The 18,036-nt window shown below is 29.7% G+C and carries 14 protein-coding genes; 2 read left to right on the top strand and 12 right to left on the bottom strand.

From position 1 onward, the window contains the following. The first annotated feature begins 89 nt into the window (after positions 1-89). Positions 90-512 (top strand): molybdenum cofactor biosynthesis protein MoaE, encoded by a 423-nt coding sequence (locus ABNT14_RS00655; protein ID WP_101902115.1) that lies wholly within the window; start codon positions 90-92, stop codon positions 510-512. Positions 513-524: 12 nt separating this feature from the next. Here ABNT14_RS00655 and ABNT14_RS00650 read toward each other — a convergent pair whose 3' ends face one another. Beyond that, positions 525-3,290, bottom strand: a complete 2,766-nt coding sequence (locus ABNT14_RS00650; RefSeq protein WP_101902116.1) for a PD-(D/E)XK nuclease family protein — start codon at positions 3,288-3,290, stop codon at positions 525-527. Positions 3,291-3,365: 75 nt separating this feature from the next. Between ABNT14_RS00650 and ABNT14_RS00645 the strand changes: the two genes are divergently transcribed. Next, positions 3,366-4,130, top strand: a complete 765-nt coding sequence (locus tag ABNT14_RS00645) for a nitrilase family protein (protein ID WP_101902117.1) — start codon at positions 3,366-3,368, stop codon at positions 4,128-4,130. Between the two features lie 224 nt (positions 4,131-4,354). Here the strand turns inward: ABNT14_RS00645 and ABNT14_RS00640 are convergent, their stop codons facing one another. The 11 genes from ABNT14_RS00640 to ABNT14_RS00590 all read right to left on the bottom strand — a co-directional run bounded on the left by ABNT14_RS00640 (position 4,355) and on the right by ABNT14_RS00590 (position 17,856). Beyond that, positions 4,355-5,335, bottom strand: coding sequence for an acyl-ACP desaturase (locus ABNT14_RS00640; RefSeq protein ID WP_101902118.1), 981 nt, complete (start codon positions 5,333-5,335; stop codon positions 4,355-4,357). 36 nt (positions 5,336-5,371) lie between these two features. Next, on the bottom strand, positions 5,372-6,103 hold the full coding sequence (locus ABNT14_RS00635) for a lysophospholipid acyltransferase family protein (protein WP_101902119.1): 732 nt from the start codon (positions 6,101-6,103) through the stop codon (positions 5,372-5,374). 85 nt (positions 6,104-6,188) lie between these two features. After that, positions 6,189-6,596 carry a hypothetical protein gene (locus tag ABNT14_RS00630; RefSeq protein WP_101902120.1) on the bottom strand — a complete coding sequence of 136 codons (408 nt, stop codon included), beginning with the start codon at positions 6,594-6,596 and terminating at the stop codon, positions 6,189-6,191. Positions 6,597-6,702: 106 nt separating this feature from the next. Further along, positions 6,703-7,800 carry a hypothetical protein gene (locus tag ABNT14_RS00625; RefSeq protein WP_101902121.1) on the bottom strand — a complete coding sequence of 366 codons (1,098 nt, stop codon included), beginning with the start codon at positions 7,798-7,800 and terminating at the stop codon, positions 6,703-6,705. Positions 7,801-7,811: 11 nt separating this feature from the next. Beyond that, positions 7,812-10,316 carry a TonB-dependent receptor gene (locus ABNT14_RS00620; RefSeq protein ID WP_101902122.1) on the bottom strand — a complete coding sequence of 835 codons (2,505 nt, stop codon included), beginning with the start codon at positions 10,314-10,316 and terminating at the stop codon, positions 7,812-7,814. Positions 10,317-10,452: 136 nt separating this feature from the next. Then, the gene (gene pgi / locus ABNT14_RS00615; RefSeq protein ID WP_101902123.1) at positions 10,453-12,021 is read right to left on the bottom strand and encodes a glucose-6-phosphate isomerase; all 1,569 of its coding nucleotides are present in this window, start codon (positions 12,019-12,021) and stop codon (positions 10,453-10,455) included. A gap of 39 nt (positions 12,022-12,060) precedes the next feature. Continuing rightward, the gene (locus tag ABNT14_RS00610) at positions 12,061-13,305 is read right to left on the bottom strand and encodes a peptidoglycan DD-metalloendopeptidase family protein (protein WP_101902124.1); all 1,245 of its coding nucleotides are present in this window, start codon (positions 13,303-13,305) and stop codon (positions 12,061-12,063) included. Between the two features lie 86 nt (positions 13,306-13,391). Next, positions 13,392-14,174 carry a DUF3108 domain-containing protein gene (locus ABNT14_RS00605; RefSeq protein ID WP_101902125.1) on the bottom strand — a complete coding sequence of 261 codons (783 nt, stop codon included), beginning with the start codon at positions 14,172-14,174 and terminating at the stop codon, positions 13,392-13,394. A 100-nt stretch (positions 14,175-14,274) separates the two neighbouring features. Next, complete coding sequence (locus tag ABNT14_RS00600; RefSeq protein ID WP_101902126.1) at positions 14,275-15,195, bottom strand: tryptophan 2,3-dioxygenase family protein; 921 nt, start codon at positions 15,193-15,195, stop codon at positions 14,275-14,277. A gap of 103 nt (positions 15,196-15,298) precedes the next feature. Continuing rightward, positions 15,299-16,462, bottom strand: coding sequence for a 4-hydroxyphenylpyruvate dioxygenase (gene hppD, locus ABNT14_RS00595; RefSeq protein ID WP_101902127.1), 1,164 nt, complete (start codon positions 16,460-16,462; stop codon positions 15,299-15,301). A gap of 236 nt (positions 16,463-16,698) precedes the next feature. Further along, complete coding sequence (locus tag ABNT14_RS00590; RefSeq protein WP_101902128.1) at positions 16,699-17,856, bottom strand: homogentisate 1,2-dioxygenase; 1,158 nt, start codon at positions 17,854-17,856, stop codon at positions 16,699-16,701. Between the last annotated feature and the right edge of the window lie 180 nt (positions 17,857-18,036).

The raw sequence follows: 18,036 nt of genomic DNA, 5'->3' as shown, positions 1-18,036 counted from the left end.
TAAAGCTACAAAAATAATTATTTAAATCTTATTCATTTGTACTATTTAACTTTTCAAACATATATATTTGTAAATGTTTATTATTTAATATGAATACGACCTCAATAAAAGTAACTGCTGAAAAACTAAATTTACAAGAATGTTATAATTTTGTAGAAGATTCTGCTTGTGGTGGAATTGCTGTTTTTGTTGGAACAGTTAGAAATGCTACACAAAACAAAAATGTTACACAATTAGATTTTTCTACTTACAAACCAATGGCAATTAAAGAAATGCAAAAAATTGCCGATTTAGCAATGACTAAATTTAGCATCAAAAAAATTGCTATTCATCATGCCGAAGGAATGTTACAAATTAAAGATATCCCTGTAATTATTACCGTTTCTTCTCCGCACAGAAATGCTGCTTTTGAGGCTTGTCAATTTGCTATTGATACTTTAAAAGAAACCGTACCAATCTGGAAAAAAGAATATTTTGAAGATGGTGAAGTTTGGGTAAATGCACATCCTTAAAATATAGTTTTATTAGTAAAGCAAATCAGCTGGTTCAATAAAATCAACTTCAGAATTGTATATTTCTAGTAAAAACTGTTTTATTTCATCCATAAAATCGGCTAATTTTTCTTCTGTAACTAAGTTATCAACACCTCCTCTTTTAGGTGAAAAATTCATCTTCAAAAACCCATTATTTAAATTTTTAAAGGATATAATTCCTGCTTCTAAATTCTTCGAAAAATCAAAATTCTTATTTTTAGTATATAAAAAAGCGTACAACATTACTTGAATTGCTTTATGATGTTTTAAATCTCTGATATTTGTAAAATCAGAAGCTTTTAAGTTAGCTGAATTTACCATTCCTGTTTTATAATCTATAATTCTAATAACGCCATTTAACTCGTCTATTCTATCTACTTTTCCGTGTATTTTTATAGGAAAATCAATACCTTCAATCATAATTTCAGTAGCTAAAAAATCTTCTACTCCTATAATTTTTAGGCGATTATTTTCATCCTTTAACAGTTCTTTTTCTTTGGATAAAAAATTTTCAACAAAACGATTTGCTACTTCAAAAATTAGTCTATTTTTTCCTGTAATAATATTTCCATTTTTAAAATGTTGTGAAAAATAATAAACGACTAATTTTTTTGTTTTTAATTGCATTTTAGCAATATCGGCAACTGATAAAAATTTACCAACATATGGTTTATACAAATTATCTAAAACATCATGAACTACATTACCCATAGTATTTGAAGCAACAGTTTCTTCTACATTTTCAAACTCATCTATTTTTAAAATTTTCTGCTTATAAAATGCTATCGGATTGTATAAATAATTAGTTAAAGCCGATGGAGATATTCCTTTTTGAGCAAGTTCTCGCAAACATTCTAATGCTTTTGTATCTTTTTTTATCTGTTTTAATTTTACAGGTGATGTTACTAATTTAGGAGTAATTGTTTTTTCAATAATATCATTTCGCATCATTTCTAATTGTGTTACGAAACGACTTTTTTCACCGCTTCCAAACACATCATGTTCGGTATTATATAGAATATAAATATTTTTAGCTCGTTGTAATAATCTAAAAAAATGATACGAAAAAAGTGCATCTTTTTCTTTGTAAGTAGGCAAGCCAAATTCAATTTTTACATCAAAAGGAATAAACGTATTTTGTTGACTACTTGCAGGTAACACACCCTCATTTACAGATGTTATAATTACATTTTCAAAGTCTAACATTCTGGTTTCTAAAACTCCCATTAATTGTAATCCTTGTAATGGTTCTCCTTGAAATGATAAACTTTCAGATTGAATTAATTGTTTAAAAAACTGATGTAAAGTTTTTAAATCTTGTACATAATTAAACTGATTATGTAAGGTTTGTAATTGTGTAAAAGCGGTATAAAAACGGAATAAATATTCCTTTTCTAAATCGTTTGCCCTATCTTTTAAAACATTTATTAACTGTAATATTCTTGATAAAAATTCTGATATTGTTGAAAACTTCGAAAAAACAAGCCCAATAATTTGTTTAATTTCATCATCTAAAGGCGCTAAAAAATCATTGATTTTAGTGCTACTTATAAACGTATTATTTTCTTTAACAATTGCAGATGCTATAATTTCTGCTACATTTTCAAGATCATCAATTTGTAATAGTTTATATATTGCCGCATCTTTTACAAAACGAACCACATCTTTATGATAAAACAGATTTTCAGTTTGTTTTTGTAATTTTTCTTGATTATTGAACAGCTGAAAAATAGCGAAAATTAAAGTAGTTGTAGGAATATCTTTTAACGGATATCCCATGGTAATATTAATCGCCTTCACACTTTCTGGCAATGAATTTAAGGTAATAGGTAGTAAAGTTTCATCTGCTAAAACCAAAGCAGTATTATTATAGCTTGGTAATTTTGCTAAAATTTCGCCTGCATATTTTACTTGTGTTATATTTTTTGAAGCGCCAATTACTTGAATATTTTTAGTTTCAGCAAAATAATTTTTAATGGTTTCAAGCTTATTTCCTGTACTTTTTTCGTAATATTTCCAGTTTTTCTTATACTTCCTTAAAAAACTTCCCGCCTGATGATTTGTTTGATAAAATGATTTATCAACATCCCAATATACTTTGGTATTTCCTTCGGATAAAAAGGCTTGAAACAAAAATTCTTCAGCAGTATTTAAGGCATTAAATCCGATGAAAAAATATTTTTTATGTTCATTTTTTTTAAGAAAACTCGTTACTTTTTTAGTTGCTTCACGATATAAAACACCTTGATACCCTATTTCATTTTCAAGTAAAAACTTATAAAATACTTTATAAAATTTTTCTAATCGTTCTATAAAAGAGAAATGATCTTTTATCAATTCGGTTTCTTTAAACTCTCCTTTTACCGACCATTTTTGTAAGCGATGAATATCTCGTAAATACACGAAAATTTTAGTCGGATCAATTAAATGCTGGTCGATTTCATTAAAATCTGTTAAAACAGTAAAAGCCCAAGTAGAAAAAATATCAAAAGAAACTGGATTTTCTTCTGCTTGTTTATAAATCGTATAAAAATGAAATAATAATTGTACCGAATCTACTTTTGTAATTTCAGATATATCTTCCACTAAATCTCCAATATTAATAACTTCAGGTAAAAAACCTGCAAAAATTTTATCTTTAAATGTTTGTTTTACAAACACCCCTGCTCTTTGAGAAGGAAGAATAAATACAACATCTTCAAATGATTTAGTGGTTTCTAAAATGGCATCTAAAGTTTCAGAAATAAACGAATTCATAGCTTTTTTTTAATCAACCCAAAGTACAAATTTTATCTTATTTTTGATAAGAATAACCACTTCATTTTTTGAATAATGAATACTTATAATAAACTTAAAGCAGTACTTATACAATCTGATTTAGTTTGGGAAAATCCGACCGAAAACAGAATAAAATTTGAAGAAAAAATAAATAAACTTTCTTCGGATGTCGATTTAATTATTTTACCTGAAATGTTTACAACTGGTTTTAGCATGAAAGCAAATCATTTAGCAGAAACCATGAGTGGCGATACTGTAAATTGGATGAAAAGACTATCCAAAGAAAAAGAGCTTTATTATAACAGATTATTATTTGTGTATCCTTCAGGTAAAATTGATTTTTATGATAAAAAACACTTATTTACCCTTGCTGGAGAACAAAAAATATTTACCGCTGGAACTAAAAAAAATATTGTTAATTATAAAGACTGGAAAATTTGTCTGTTAATTTGTTATGATTTACGTTTTCCTGCATGGGCTAGAAACACCGATAATTACGATTTATTACTATATGTAGCAAGTTGGCCAAGTTCAAGAATTGAAGCTTGGAATACTTTATTAAAAGCTCGTTCCATAGAAAATATGAGTTATACAATTGGTGTAAATAGAGTTGGAACAGATGCTAATGGACATCAATATAACGGAAATTCTGTTTGTTATGATATGCTTGGAAATTGTATTTCTAAAAATAATAACAGTGAAGAAATTTCATTATCAATTACTTTAGATAAAGAAAAACAAACTGAAATTCGTAGTAAATTTGGTTTTTTAAATGATAAAGATGCGTTTGTTTTTAAAGCCTGTTTAAATTTCATCTGAAAAAAAATATAACATAAAAATAAGGAATTGAATCCGTCAAACTAAATTTATTTCAGTTTCACATCCTGATTTTCCGTAGTTCTCCTGTTGATGCGATGCTGAAATAAATTCAGCATGACGAGAATTTAATTTTAATTTTTAAACATATTATTAATTAATTTCTTCAAGATTTTTAAATAAAAAAAGCAACCTTAAGGCTGCTTTTTCTCTTGAATATTTATTTTTTATGCTGGAATCATCCATTTAAAGTTGAATTTTGTATCAGGAATTATCATTCGTTCTGTAATTCGGTACATTCTGTCTGGTAATTTCATTAAATAATCACGGGCTTTTTCAGCCTCTGGCGTTAAGCCTGTAATTTTATCAATTTCCCAAGCAGCATTTAACTTTTTAAGAATATCAACATAGTCAAAACCTGTATAAACGCCAACTCTTTGTGCTACTGTTGAAAAATCATCAAATAAAGTTCCTTTTGCAGCAAAAGACTCTCTTAAATGATAAGCTGGCATTACAATTTTATGCTTCATCATGTGTTGAAAAGCCAACATCATTTCGCTAGGGTCAATCGCAAAAATTTGCTTAATAAACTCGGTATATGCCAAATGATGACGCATTTCATCTCCAGCGATAATTCGAGACATTTTAGCCAACGATTTATGCCCTTGTTTTTTTGCTATTTTCCCAACATTTAAGTGTGAAATATAAGTAGCTAATTCTTGAAAACTCGTATAAACAAAGTTTTTATACGGGTCACTAGCAGTTCCAATATCAAATCCATCGGTAATTAAATGCTGTGTGGTAATTTCTACTTCACGCATATTTACACGTCCTGAAAGATATAAATATTTGTTTAACACATCACCATGACGGTTTTCTTCTGCTGTCCAAGCACGAATCCATTTTGCCCAGCCGTTATCGGGGTGTTGTGTAACTCCATCTAAATCTAACAACCATGATTCGTAGGTTGGTAAAGCTTCTTCTGTAATGGTATCACCTACTAAAACCACCCAAAAATCATCGTCTAATTCTTTCGATAATTCTCTAATTTCTTCTACTTCCGATATAAAAGTATCTTTTTGTGAGTTTGGTAAAAAATCAGTTGGTTGCCAAATTTTTTCAGCAGGGATTAAAAATTTATCTACGAAAAGATCAATGTTCTTTTCGAGCGTTTTCATTACTTCCTTTCGGATGTTTTGTATTGACATAATATATATTTTATAGTTGTTTGTTTTGTTTCTATTTTAGTAATCGATTGCTTCTTTAATGGTGTTTTCCACACTATCTATCAACTCTTTAAACGGTAAACTATTCACTTTTATTGGCGTATGTGTTTTAATTTTGATAGGACTTCCTAAGCCTAATGGAAATTTCCCATATTTAAACACTTTCCATGAATTATTTATGGTTAACGGAACAATATAAGCTTCGGGATTGTATTTTGCAATCATTTTTAAGCCGTTTGGTGAAAATGATTTTGGCACGCCTGTTACACTTCTTGTTCCTTCAGGAAAAATAGCCGCAGACCAGTTATTTTTATCAATAGTTTTTGAGAAATTTGCCAATTCGGTTAAAGCTTGTCTTGGGTCTTTTCTATCGATTAAAGCTGCTCCTCCGTGTCTTAAATTAAATGAAATACTTGGAATACCTTTTCCTAATTCTTTTTTAGAAACAAACTTTGGATTGTTCTTTCTAAAATGCCAAATAATTGGCGATATATCAAAAGTACTTTGATGGTTTGATACAAATATTAAACTGGTGTTTTCTGGCAATTCTTGCTCATTTTCTACTTGTACTCGAATCCCTAAAATTAATAATGATTTAATTAAAAACCAATTCATAATATTCACTACTTTTTGATGCCCTTTCTGCCCAAAAAATTTCAATCCTAACCATTGTATAGGATGAAATATTAATAGTAGTGAAAAGAAAACTACTGCAAATATTGAAGAGATAATATAACTTATAAATTTCATTAGTATTATAGTTTAGTATAATACAAAAATAAAAAATCCCACGAAAGTGGGACTATATATTTCAATTAAAACGAATTAAGTACTATTAAAACCAATTATTCCAAGGGATTCTTGATAATATTACTACTAATGCTAGCCCATAAAAGATGGTAAAGGTTTTAAATTTATCTTCACTTTTTACTTGTTTTTTGTGTTTTGACCATCCTACAGTAATTAATACGATTGCGATAATCATCATTAATGGATGCTCTAAAGCTAATAATCTTACAGGAGCATCTTTCATTTCACCTAACCCTTTTTGAAAACCACCTATAAAATACACAAAAAAACCTAATAATAATTGAATATGTGTAGTAATTAAGCTAAACAATCCTAAACGAAACTCTTTGTGTGTAAATTCTTTTTTCTGAATTAATCCTATAATGGCATTTACTACTGTAAAAATTAATACTGCTAGCACAATATATGCCCAATAAGAGTGTAATGTTTTCATCATGATGTGTCTGTGTTTATTTTTGTTATTGGCAAATTTAGTGAATTTTAAGCATAAAAAAACCACCCCGATTGAGGTGGTTTTTAAATTGTTTTATTGAATATTTTTATGCTTGTTCTTTTTGAATAACATAAACAGTACCTTCTTTTATAAGTTTCATTGTAAAAACTTTATTAGATCCATCATATACTGAATATGAAACAATATATTTTTGACCTTCAAGATCTGTAGGGAAATTGTTTAATAAAATTGTATTAATTTTATCTAAACGAACAGCTTCTGTTTCGTCATCTTTACCTGCTCTTACATCAAAGTTATTGTATCTATCATTACCAATTAAAGCGTAATCAGCTGCTGTTAAAGTATATTTGATAGTATTATCAGGCACCCAATTAGTTCCGTCATGCCCAAACTTAACTGTTTGTTCAATAGTATTGGTATATTTAGCCCATTTAGTTCCATCATAGATAAAATAAATTACTGAACTATCTGTTACACCTCCACCAAGATACATTTTGTACATAAATCCTTGAATAGTTCCTGCTTCTTTTGGCTCGTATTTATATTTATCTAATAAAAATACTGGAATTTTAGCATAGGCTTCATCTTTACTAGAAAAATTAGGATGAGACTCCCCCATTTGCTTGTATTCTTCTTTTGAAAAACCTGTAACTAATTCCCAAGCACCATTGTTAAATAAAAAACCGTTGTTTAATGTTGATACAGCCCCAGAATAATATTTATAAGTTAAAGAAACTAATAATCTGTTTGCTGGATTTGTGTATTTACGGTTTAAAAAATCAGTAATATGAGAAAACTTACTAAAGTTACCATATTTCTGTCCTGCTTCAGTATAATCTGCTTTTGTTACTTCATAGCTTTCTAAACTTTTTTCAGTATTTTTTTTGCTATAAACTTTAAAAGTTACTACTGCTGATGATTTTTTTCCAAAAACAGGATACTTGTTTGCTAAAAATGCAGGTAATTCTGCTTTTGCATCTGCTTCCGAATTAAAATTAGGGTATTTAAAACCTAATCCTCCTTTTGTAATTTTGTTTGTATAATCGGCATCTTCAAGAGTATACTCTACATCTGCTACAATAGCATTTTCTTGTGCATCAATTTCTGCATTGATATCTTCCAATGGTTCACATGAAGTAAAAACCATTGCAAAAACAGCTACTAATAAAAATATATTTTTCATGATTCTATTTTTTAAAATTTAACTTTTAATCCTAAACTAAACGTTCTTCCTGCTCCGTAATATACCGTAGCATCTTGTGCTGTATGGTTTAATCCATCAAAAGCATCTGAAATATATTCTGTATCTAAAATATTATTTAATTTACCGTTTACAGTAGCGTTAAAGTCTCCTATTTTAAATCCATGTCTAAAACCTAAATCAAATAAATGATAATTTGGCATTTTCCAAGAATCTTGTCTGTCTGTACTTTCGTTGATATTCAATTTAGAATAGATATCACCTGCATAATTATAATCAACAAAAAACTTTGTCTTTTTAATTGGCTCATACGATAATCCTGCGGCATATGTAGTTTGTGCTGCGTCATTTACTTTTAACCCTTTCGCGTTAATTTCTATTTCTTTTCGCTTAGTTCCTAATTCATTTTCAATGATTCCTTTTACATCACTTTGCCATGTCCAATCTCCAAGAGATGCCATACCTGTTAACTTTAACTTATCTGTTACTTTATAAACAAAGTCAAATTCTACACCTTGGTGTAAAGCATCTAAACCTGTAAAGTTACCATACAAACGTTCATCTGTAACACGGTCTACAATAGAGCTGGTAACCGACTTGTCTAACCAAGAAGTTCTATAAACATTTAAATTAGCTGAAAAAATTTCCGATTTAAAACCGTACCCTAATTCTGCACTAAATACTTTTTCGTTAACAGCTTCTTTATTGAATTCATTATTTCTTTGATTTGTAAATACGGCATTCATAAATGGTGCATTTGATAAATACCCGATGTTTCCGAATACGTTATGCTTTTCATCTATATTATAATTAACACCACCTTTGTTACCAAAACCAATAAAATTATAATTATCAGACATTCCTAAAGCATTCATATTTTCTTCTTTACTGTAGTTTGTATTTGATACAGAAGAAGAGAAAAATGCTGATAAATCTCCATTAGAGTATTCTAATTGTGTAAATACTCCGTTACGTTTTACATAACCATCGTAATCTTTACTAAAACGATCACCAACTTTTAAGGCTTTGTTATTGTTTAACCAATAGTCACCTCCTAATAAATCGTTTACTTCATAATAATGAGAACCTACATAATATCTTGCGTCTAAACCTCCAGAGAAAGTAAATTCTTCATCGATATCATATTTTAAGGTAGATAATACCCCGTACCATTTATGATCGTTCATTGAAGATGTAAAAACATTAGAAGCTCCATTTACCCCATTTGCAATATTTTCTTGAACAATTTTATCATAACCGATAGGTTGATCAACACCACCTAATCTGTAATTATCAAGTTGACTAGCACTAAACGCATCTCCTTGAGTTCTTCTACCTCCTCCTGAAGCTACAGAAGCGTACAAAGCAGTCGTTACAAATGCCTTCTCAGAAATAGTCCAATCATGGTTTAATGATAACTGAGGTTTATGGTAAAAGTTATAAGATGAATTTTCAATTTTTCCATTTCTATATCCCCAATCTGGATTAAATCTTCTTCCCCCTTGTTCGGTATTTCTATTAAATTTAATAGATTTTCTATTATAACGCTGTCCGTGCTCTTGTTTTGCACCAAAACCTGTAAAAGATAACTTATGTTTAGCGTTTATACGTTTTGAGATATTTAAAAAATAATTAAACCCTTCAAATTGCGTTCCATCTACGTATCCGTCTCCTGACATCTTATTTAAAGAAGCAGTAACAGCTAAACCATTATCTAATAAACCTGTAGAGAGTGTCATTCCGTATTTAAGGTACCCATCATTCGCTACTGAACTATTAATACTCCCACCTTTTTTAACATCAGTAGATTTTGTAATGATATTAATCGTACCACCAATAGAAGGCACAGCTACTTTAGAAGCACCTAACCCTCTTTGAACCTGCATTGCTGCAGTTACATCTGATAAACCAGCCCAGTTAGACCAATATACCTTACCACTTTCCATGTCATTAATAGGAACTCCATTAATCATAACCGCTACATTTGCAGAAGCAAAACCACGTAAATTAATTCGAGAATCTCCATAACCTCCTCCTGTTTTGGTAGCATATACTCCAGGGGTAGATTTTAAAATTTCAGGAAATTCTTGTGTTCCTAATTTTGCTTGGATATCAGCCGATTTAAGGGTTGATACTGCTACTGGAGTTTTTCTACCAACCGCAAAAGATGTTGCTGTAATTACAACTTCGTTTAAAACATTTGAAGGCTCTAATTTAATAGTACCTAAGTTACTTTTTGAAGCTGTATAAGCTATTTTTTGATTAACGTATCCAATAAATGATACGATTACAACTCCTGATTTCGATTTAGCACTTAGCTTAAAATTCCCATCAAAATCTGTTGCTGTTCCGTTCGCAGTTGCTTTAACGATAACACCAGCTCCAGGAAGGGGTTGTCCCATTTCGTCAACTACTTTACCTGTAAGTTGAATTTGTCCTAAAACTGTTGCAGCCACAAAGAACAGCGCTATTAGTAAAACATTTTTAATTTTCTTCATTTCTAATCTAAATTATTATTAAATGCGCTGCAAAGGTCTTGCTTTTACACCTTGTCAATATTAACTTAATGTTAAGCTTTTAAGTAAGTAGCAACTAATAAAAAAAGAAACAAACAGATTTTAAATTATATTTATACTAATTAACTAGCATTTTTTTTGCTAATTCCTTACCTAATTCAACTCCAAACTGGTCATATGAAAAAATATTCCATAAAACTCCTTGTGTAAAAATCTTATGTTCATAGGTTGCAATAAGCATTCCTAACGATTTTGGTGTTAACTTTTTAAATAAAAATGAAGTACTCGGTCGATTACCCTCAAAAGTTTTATAAGGTAATAATTGATTTATTTTATCTAATTTATTTGCTAATTTTAATTCTAAATGTATTTCTTGTTTTGTTTTACCATATGCCAAAGCATCCATTTGTGCATAATAATTAGCCATTAATTTTTTATGTTGCGCTGTTAAACCATGTAAAGGTTCTTCAAAACCAATAAAATCTGCGGGTATTAATTTTGTTCCTTGATGTAATAACTGCATAAAAGCGTGTTGAATATCAGTACCAGCACCTCCCCAAATAACGCCACCTGTTTGATAGTTAATTTCTTTACCATTTCTATCAATACTTTTACCATTACTTTCCATAATTGCTTGTTGTAAATATGCTGGTAATTTACATAAGTATTGACTATATGGTAAAATGACTTCAGTTTCTGATTTAAAAAAATTATTATACCAAATACTTATAAGAGCCAATATTACAGGAATATTTTTATCAAAGTCGGTTGTTTTAAAATGTTCATCAACCTGTTCGGCACCATTTAATAACTCTTTAAAATTATCATATCCGATAGATAAACTAATAGATAATCCTACAGCTGACCATAGAGAGAATCTACCACCAACCCAATTCCACATTGGAAAAATGTTTTCTTGATTAATTCCAAAACTTATCGCTTCTTCTATATTAGACGATACAGCAACAAAATGCTTTGAAACATCAGTAATTGTTGCCGATTTTAAAAACCAATCTCTAATTGTATTTGCATTTGTAATTGTTTCATCAGTCATAAATGATTTTGAAACTATTACAAATAATGTTGTTTCAGTGTCAAGTTTTTTTAAGATTTCAAATACATGATCACCGTCTACATTTGATACAAAATGTGAATTCAATTTATTTCGATAAAATTGCAATGCCTCTACTACCATATTTGGTCCTAAATCAGAACCTCCTACACCTATATTAACAATATCGGTAATTGGTTTACCAGTAAACCCTTTCCAATTTCCAGAAATTACAGTATCAGTAAAAGCCTTCATTTTATTTAATGTTGCTTTTATTTTTGGTTTTATATTTTGTTTATCAACTAAAACTGGTTCTTTCGAATTACTTCTCAAAGCTGTATGTAATACAGCTCTATTTTCTGTTACATTAATTTTATCACCTGAAAAATATTTAGAAATCGCGTCTTTAAGCTTTACCTCTTCAGCTAATAATACTAATAAATCGATGGTTTCTTTGGTAATGTGATTTTTTGAATAATCAACTTTAAAATCATCTAAAGAAATAGAAAAACATTCTTTTCTATTTTTGTCTTTTTTAAAAAGCGTTTTTAGCTCATATTCCTTTGCTTTGGTAAAATGAGTCGTTAATTTTTTCCAAGCATCAGTTTCAGTTGGGTTAATGTTCTCTAGAGACATAATTTATGTTATAGCTTTTTTATTTTTGTTTGAAGATGTCTAAATTGTATCTTTTTCAATTAAACTTATAGCATCTAATTTTATTTTCAAGGGTTTTATAAACTCAAAATATTTTGGTTTAATTTTAGGGTCTAAAGGTTCGGCTGTTGGAAGTTTTTCACGAAAAGGATCTACTTGTTTGCCATTTTTCCAAAAACGATAACAAACATGAGGACCACTAGTGTTTCCTGTCATACCTACCCAGCCTATTATATCGCCTTGTTTTACATAATCGCCTACACGTACATTTCTTTTCTTCATATGTAAATACTGTGTTGTGTAGGTAGTATTATGCTGAACTTTTACATAATTACCGTTTCCTCCTCGTCTTGCAGAAGCTACAACAGTTCCACTTGCGGTTGTCATTATTGGCGTACCATATTTTGCTGCAAAATCTGTTCCTTTATGTGGGCGTACCCTTCCATAAAGCGCAATTTTTCTTCTTAAATTATATCGTGATGAAATTCGATATTGAAATTTGATTGGTGATTTTAAAAATGCCCTACGAAGCATATTTCCTTTTTCGTTATAAAATTCTGGTGTTTTAGAAATAGAATCACCTACAAATTTATACGCATATAAATTTTCTCCTTTATGATTAAAAACGGCTGCTTTTACTGCACCATAACCTACAAAAGTAGTATCATTAATAAATTTTTCATCATAAATTAATTTAAAACTATCTCCTTTTTGTAGGCTATAAAAGTCAAGAGTCCAAGCATAAATATCGGCCACGGTATTTGTTAAACTAGCTTTTAAACCTAAGCTATCCATAGTTACAGATAAATTTGATGAAATTTTACCTGTCACTTGCTTTTCTTTAGTTGTAATTTTTTTCTGAATTTTATAAGCTGATATAATTGAGTCGTTAAAGTTGATAATTGTTGCATCGACTTTATTATGTTTATAAATAAAAACACGTGCTTTTTCTAGCGAATCTTTTGAAGTAAGAACTGTATATTTTTTACCTGAACGAATACGACGAACATCAAAAGTATCTTTAATTGTACTAGCAATTTCATTAATTTTAGGATACATTACATGATGACGGTCTAAAATAACACCAAAACTTTCTCCTTTTTTTATGGTATCATTAATAATTTTAAAATTATCTAAATTAAAACCGTAGGCATAAACTGATTTAGGTTTTATTATTTCAACAGGAAGTTTTACATTTTTTTCAACATCTTTTTTACAAGAGAAAAACAAACAACAAACAAGTAGTAAAAGAATATATTTTTTCAAAAAAGATGATTTAAAATTATAAGCATCTGCAAAAATACAAATAAAAACAATTGATTATTGTACTTTAACAATAAGTAAATAACTTATTATTTTGAATCTAAAACTGTTTTGAATGGATTTGCTAATCCTTTATAAGAAGAAAGCTCAGCACGGAGTGAACCTACAGCTAGAGATGCTTTTATTTTTACAGGAATTTTATTTTCATCGGCGGTTATCCAAACGGTAACACTTTCTTGTTCTTTAAACACTCGCCCTGCTTTTACGATGGGTCTAAATTTTTGAGTTTTTACTTTTCCAAACTTTGTTGTTAGTATTTCGCTTCCTAAAAAGCGTAATTTAAAGGGATAAGTATGATTATCAAAAAACATATCAATTTTTATCTCTTCTCCTTTTTTCATCTTTTTGGTACCATAACTTCTTAAAAAATAAAAAGCAGAAATCATGTCTTGCACATTTACAGCGCTAATTAGTGTATCTTTTTTGTTCCGAAAGTTTTGAACATATGCCGTATTTTCTTGCTGATTAAAGGTTATTTGTTTGTGTTTTTTATGTCCACCTTCATTTATTTTCCTTTTAAAAACATATGGTTTTCCTGATTTTTCATCAAAATAAGATTGATAATCATCATTTACTTTAAAAAACCACTTAATCATACCAGTAGTCCAACCTTTACCTGTAGCATGGAATACTTTTTTATCTTTAAATTGTTCTTCTTTTAATGCTAAGGTAGCATTCCCTGCTTTTAAAAAACCACTATAGCTCATTTTAAATTTAAGAAACTCACCATCTTTAAACGGTTCATTTTTTTCTTGACTAAACATCAGTATGCTAAAAAATAATACGGAAATAAATAATAAGTGTTTTTTCATAATATTCAAACTTGTATCTAAAGTTAGACAAATATTATTCCAAAAAAAAAGACTACTTGAATTTAAAATTCGAACAGTCTCTTTTTTATTTTTATTATGATTAAAAAACACCCCAATTTTTTAACTCTTCTTCACTCCATAAATAAGGAAAAAATATTCTTTTTTGGTATTTTGGGTGCATGTATTTGCGCCAATTACTTCCGCCTGTAGCTTCTAAATCTTTATCGCCACCACCTAAATACTTTCCTGCAGCATTGTAATGTGCCATTACCCATTTTATATTTACTGTATAATCATAATGACGCATTGCTGCTATTAATTCAGTATTATTTTGAGCTTCTTTAGGTAATTCTTGAAATTTTTTAGATAAATTACACTCTTTATAATTCCCCATAAAGTCTATCAAGTTATCCATATATTTGTTTTCGAATAAACGTAATACTGTTGATTTTTCGCCAGTTTTATAATCTTTTCCTGCAGCTTGCCAATATAAATGGTCAAAGGTGTTTTTTAAAGATGATTCTTTATCCATCGTATTTCTAAAACGTGCATCAATTAAATTAATTAGCTCTGTCGATGCAAATTCAATTTTACGATATTGTGCACTTTGATACCCACTTGCTGGCGTTAAAGTATTTCTAAATTTCAAATACTGCTCTACATCCATTCCGTCTTGCATTACGCTAAAAGAATTGCAAAGCATGTCAAAATAACGACTTACACGCATTAGGTGTTTTGAAAATTTTTCGGCAGTAATTGTTTCTTTAGCCAATGAAATTTGGTCAATTTCCCACAAAACCATTTTAAATAACAACTCATTTACTTGATGATACATGATAAAAATCATTTCATCTTTTTGAGTTGTTCTTGGAATTTGTAAACTTAATAAAGCATCTGTTTGAATATAATCCCAATATGTAATTGGAATACCATGAAGTAATCCTTCTAGTAGGGTTTCTAACGGAACTCCTATTTTTTTAGATTTTTCTTCTATTGCTTTTAAAATTTCTTCTTTATTCATTTTTATATTTTATATAAAAATTAGTATTAAAAGAACCATTAAAATAAGCTGTTTAACTTATTATAATGGCTCTTGATTTATCTATATTATAATTAGATTCTAATTATAAGGTTCCTCTTTTTGATTGTTCTCTTTCTATAGATTCGAATAAGGCTTTAAAATTACCTGCTCCAAAACCTTTAGCTCCCATTCGTTGGATGATTTCAAAAAATAACGTTGGACGGTCTTCTACTGGTTTTGTGAAAATTTGTAATAAATATCCTTCTTCATCGGCATCAATCATAATTGATAATTCTTGTAATTTAGAAATATCTTCTTTCATCATGCTCATGTGTTCGCCTAAACGCTCAGGAATACCGTCATAATATGCCTGTGGTGGTGGTGGTAAAAATTCTATTCCGTTTGCTTTTAATTGCGATACTGTTTTAATAATATCATCGGTAGCAACTGCTATATGTTGTACACCTTCGCCTTCGTAAAAATCTAAATATTCTTCAATTTGTGAACGTTTTGCAGCTTTTGCAGGCTCGTTAATTGGGAATTTAATTCGACCGTTTCCGTTACTCATTACTTTACTCATTAAAGCCGAATATTCAGTGTGAATTTGCTTGTCATCAAAAGATAAAAAATTAACAAATCCCATAACTTCTTCGTACCATTTTACCCAAACGTCCATTTGATTCCAACCTACGTTTCCTACCATATGGTCAATGTATTTTAAACCAGCACTTGGCGGATTATAATCGGATTTCCACTGAGTAAATCCTGGCAAAAATACACCTTTATAATTCTTACGCTCTACAAACATATGAACTGTTTCGCCATAAGTGTAAATACCTGCACGAATTACCTCACCATGTTCGTCTGTTTCAACGGTTGGCTCTAAGTATGATTTGGCACCTCTTTTAATGGTTTCTTCGTAGGATTTTCGAGCATCTTCTACCCATAAAGCGACTATTTTTACGCCATCTCCATGTTTTACAATATGGTCGTTAATTGCTGATTTACTGTTTAATGGTGATGTTAATACTAAACGGATTTTATCTTGTTTTAACACATAACTTACCGTGTCTTTTGAGCCTGTTTCTAAACCTTTATAAGCATGCGATTGAAAACCAAAAGCTGTTTTATAAAAATGTGCCGCTTGCTTTGCATTACCAACATAAAATTCTACGTAATCTGTTCCTAAAAGCGGTAAGAAATCTTGTGCTCCTTCAAATATTTTTTCTAAACCGTAGTTTACTGATGTTACTTCTTTTTTACTCATTCTTTATATTTTTATGAACCTCAAAGCTTTTTAAAAGCTGTGAGGTCTTTTATTTTTTAATAGATATCTATCTTTTCTATAAATGATAAATTATTAAATTAGTACTAAACTTTGTTGAGGAGTTTAGCCCTGATTGAACGGTTTGTTTGAGCTCTTTTTTTGATTTTTCTTCAAAAAAAAGCGAGTAGTGAAAGCAGGATTAGCTTCTAATAATTATTTTTATAAATCTAGTTTTATTATTCTAACCACGATTTATAATAATTTTCATCGGCAATTTTCATGGCTTCTTCGGTTACTTGTAAGGGCTTAAAAGTATCTACCATAACGGCTAATTCTTCGGTTTTTTTATGCCCAATACTTCTTTCAGCGGCTCCTGGATGCGGTCCGTGAGGAATCCCTGCTGGATGCAAGGAAATATGTCCTTGATCGATGTCGTTTCTGCTCATAAAATCGCCATCAACATAATATAAAACCTCATCAGAATCGATGTTACTATGATTGTAAGGCGCAGGAATTGCATTTGGATGATAATCATACAAACGAGGTACAAAACTACAAATTACAAAGGTGTTTGTTTCAAAAGTTTGATGCACTGGTGGCGGTTGATGCACACGTCCTGTGATAGGTTCAAAATCATGAATTGAAAAGGCATATGGGTAATTATAACCGTCATAACCAACCACGTCAAAAGGGTGTGAGGCATAAATCATTTCTATAATTTCGCCTTGTTTTTTTACGTTGATTAAAAAATCACCAAGTTCATTATGGGTTTCTAATTCTTGTGGTCGGCGGATATCTCTCTCGCAAAAAGGGGCGTGTTCTAATAATTGCCCAAAATGATTTCGATATCTTTTTGGTGTATAAACTGGCGAATATGATTCAACAATAAAAAGCCTGTTATTTTGATCGTCAAAATCTAGTTTGTAAATAATACCTCGTGGAATTACTAAATAATCGCCATATTTAAAGTTGATATTCCCTAGCATGGTACGCAACTTTCCTGTTCCTTTATGTATGAAAATTACCTCATCGGCATCGGTATTTTTATAGAAATAATCTGTTGTTGATTCCTTTGGCGCTGCTAAAATAATATTACAATCAGTATTTGTTAAAACGATTTTTCTACTTTCTAGATAATCATTTTCAGGGGCTACCTGAAACCCTCTAAAACGATACGATTGAATATTATTAGCTTTGGCTATTTTTGGTTTTACCGAATATTGTCTGCGAATTTCTTTAACCATGGTTGGTCTAAATTCGTGATAAGAATTTGTTGACATTCCATCAAATCCTATTGTTCCAAATAATTGCTCGTAATATAAGCTTCCGTCTTCTTTGCGAAATTGGGTGTGACGCTTGGGTGGTATTTTCCCTAGTTTATGATAAAATGGCATAATTTTAATGTTTTAAATTAATAGATTATTGTAATAATTACAGTGCGCTATTAATTTTATTCAGGATTACGCTTTATCAGGTATTTTAAATATGATAGCAGGTCTATATACATTTTTTGTGTTTTTAAGATGCTTTTTACAAATATACAGTATTTATAAAAACTATGTAAACGCAAAAAT

Source organism: Tenacibaculum dicentrarchi (assembly GCF_964036635.1).
Lineage (GTDB): Bacteria > Bacteroidota > Bacteroidia > Flavobacteriales > Flavobacteriaceae > Polaribacter > Polaribacter dicentrarchi.
Note: the sequence above shows the minus strand (reverse complement) of the source record. Positions and strands in the feature narration are given on the sequence as shown.

Bases quoted from the DNA above. Each gene is read 5' to 3' on its own strand.
- ABNT14_RS00655 (WP_101902115.1), top strand. From the start codon at position 90: ATGAATACGACCTCAATAAAAGTAACTGCTGAAAAACTAAATTTACAA.
- ABNT14_RS00650 (WP_101902116.1), bottom strand. From the start codon at position 3,290: ATGAATTCGTTTATTTCTGAAACTTTAGATGCCATTTTAGAAACCACT.
- ABNT14_RS00645 (WP_101902117.1), top strand. From the start codon at position 3,366: ATGAATACTTATAATAAACTTAAAGCAGTACTTATACAATCTGATTTA.
- ABNT14_RS00640 (WP_101902118.1), bottom strand. From the start codon at position 5,335: ATGTCAATACAAAACATCCGAAAGGAAGTAATGAAAACGCTCGAAAAG.
- ABNT14_RS00635 (WP_101902119.1), bottom strand. From the start codon at position 6,103: ATGAAATTTATAAGTTATATTATCTCTTCAATATTTGCAGTAGTTTTC.
- ABNT14_RS00630 (WP_101902120.1), bottom strand. From the start codon at position 6,596: ATGAAAACATTACACTCTTATTGGGCATATATTGTGCTAGCAGTATTA.
- ABNT14_RS00625 (WP_101902121.1), bottom strand. From the start codon at position 7,800: ATGAAAAATATATTTTTATTAGTAGCTGTTTTTGCAATGGTTTTTACT.
- ABNT14_RS00620 (WP_101902122.1), bottom strand. From the start codon at position 10,316: ATGAAGAAAATTAAAAATGTTTTACTAATAGCGCTGTTCTTTGTGGCT.
- pgi (WP_101902123.1), bottom strand. From the start codon at position 12,021: ATGTCTCTAGAGAACATTAACCCAACTGAAACTGATGCTTGGAAAAAA.
- ABNT14_RS00605 (WP_101902125.1), bottom strand. From the start codon at position 14,174: ATGAAAAAACACTTATTATTTATTTCCGTATTATTTTTTAGCATACTG.
- ABNT14_RS00600 (WP_101902126.1), bottom strand. From the start codon at position 15,195: ATGAATAAAGAAGAAATTTTAAAAGCAATAGAAGAAAAATCTAAAAAA.
- hppD (WP_101902127.1), bottom strand. From the start codon at position 16,462: ATGAGTAAAAAAGAAGTAACATCAGTAAACTACGGTTTAGAAAAAATA.
- ABNT14_RS00590 (WP_101902128.1), bottom strand. From the start codon at position 17,856: ATGCCATTTTATCATAAACTAGGGAAAATACCACCCAAGCGTCACACC.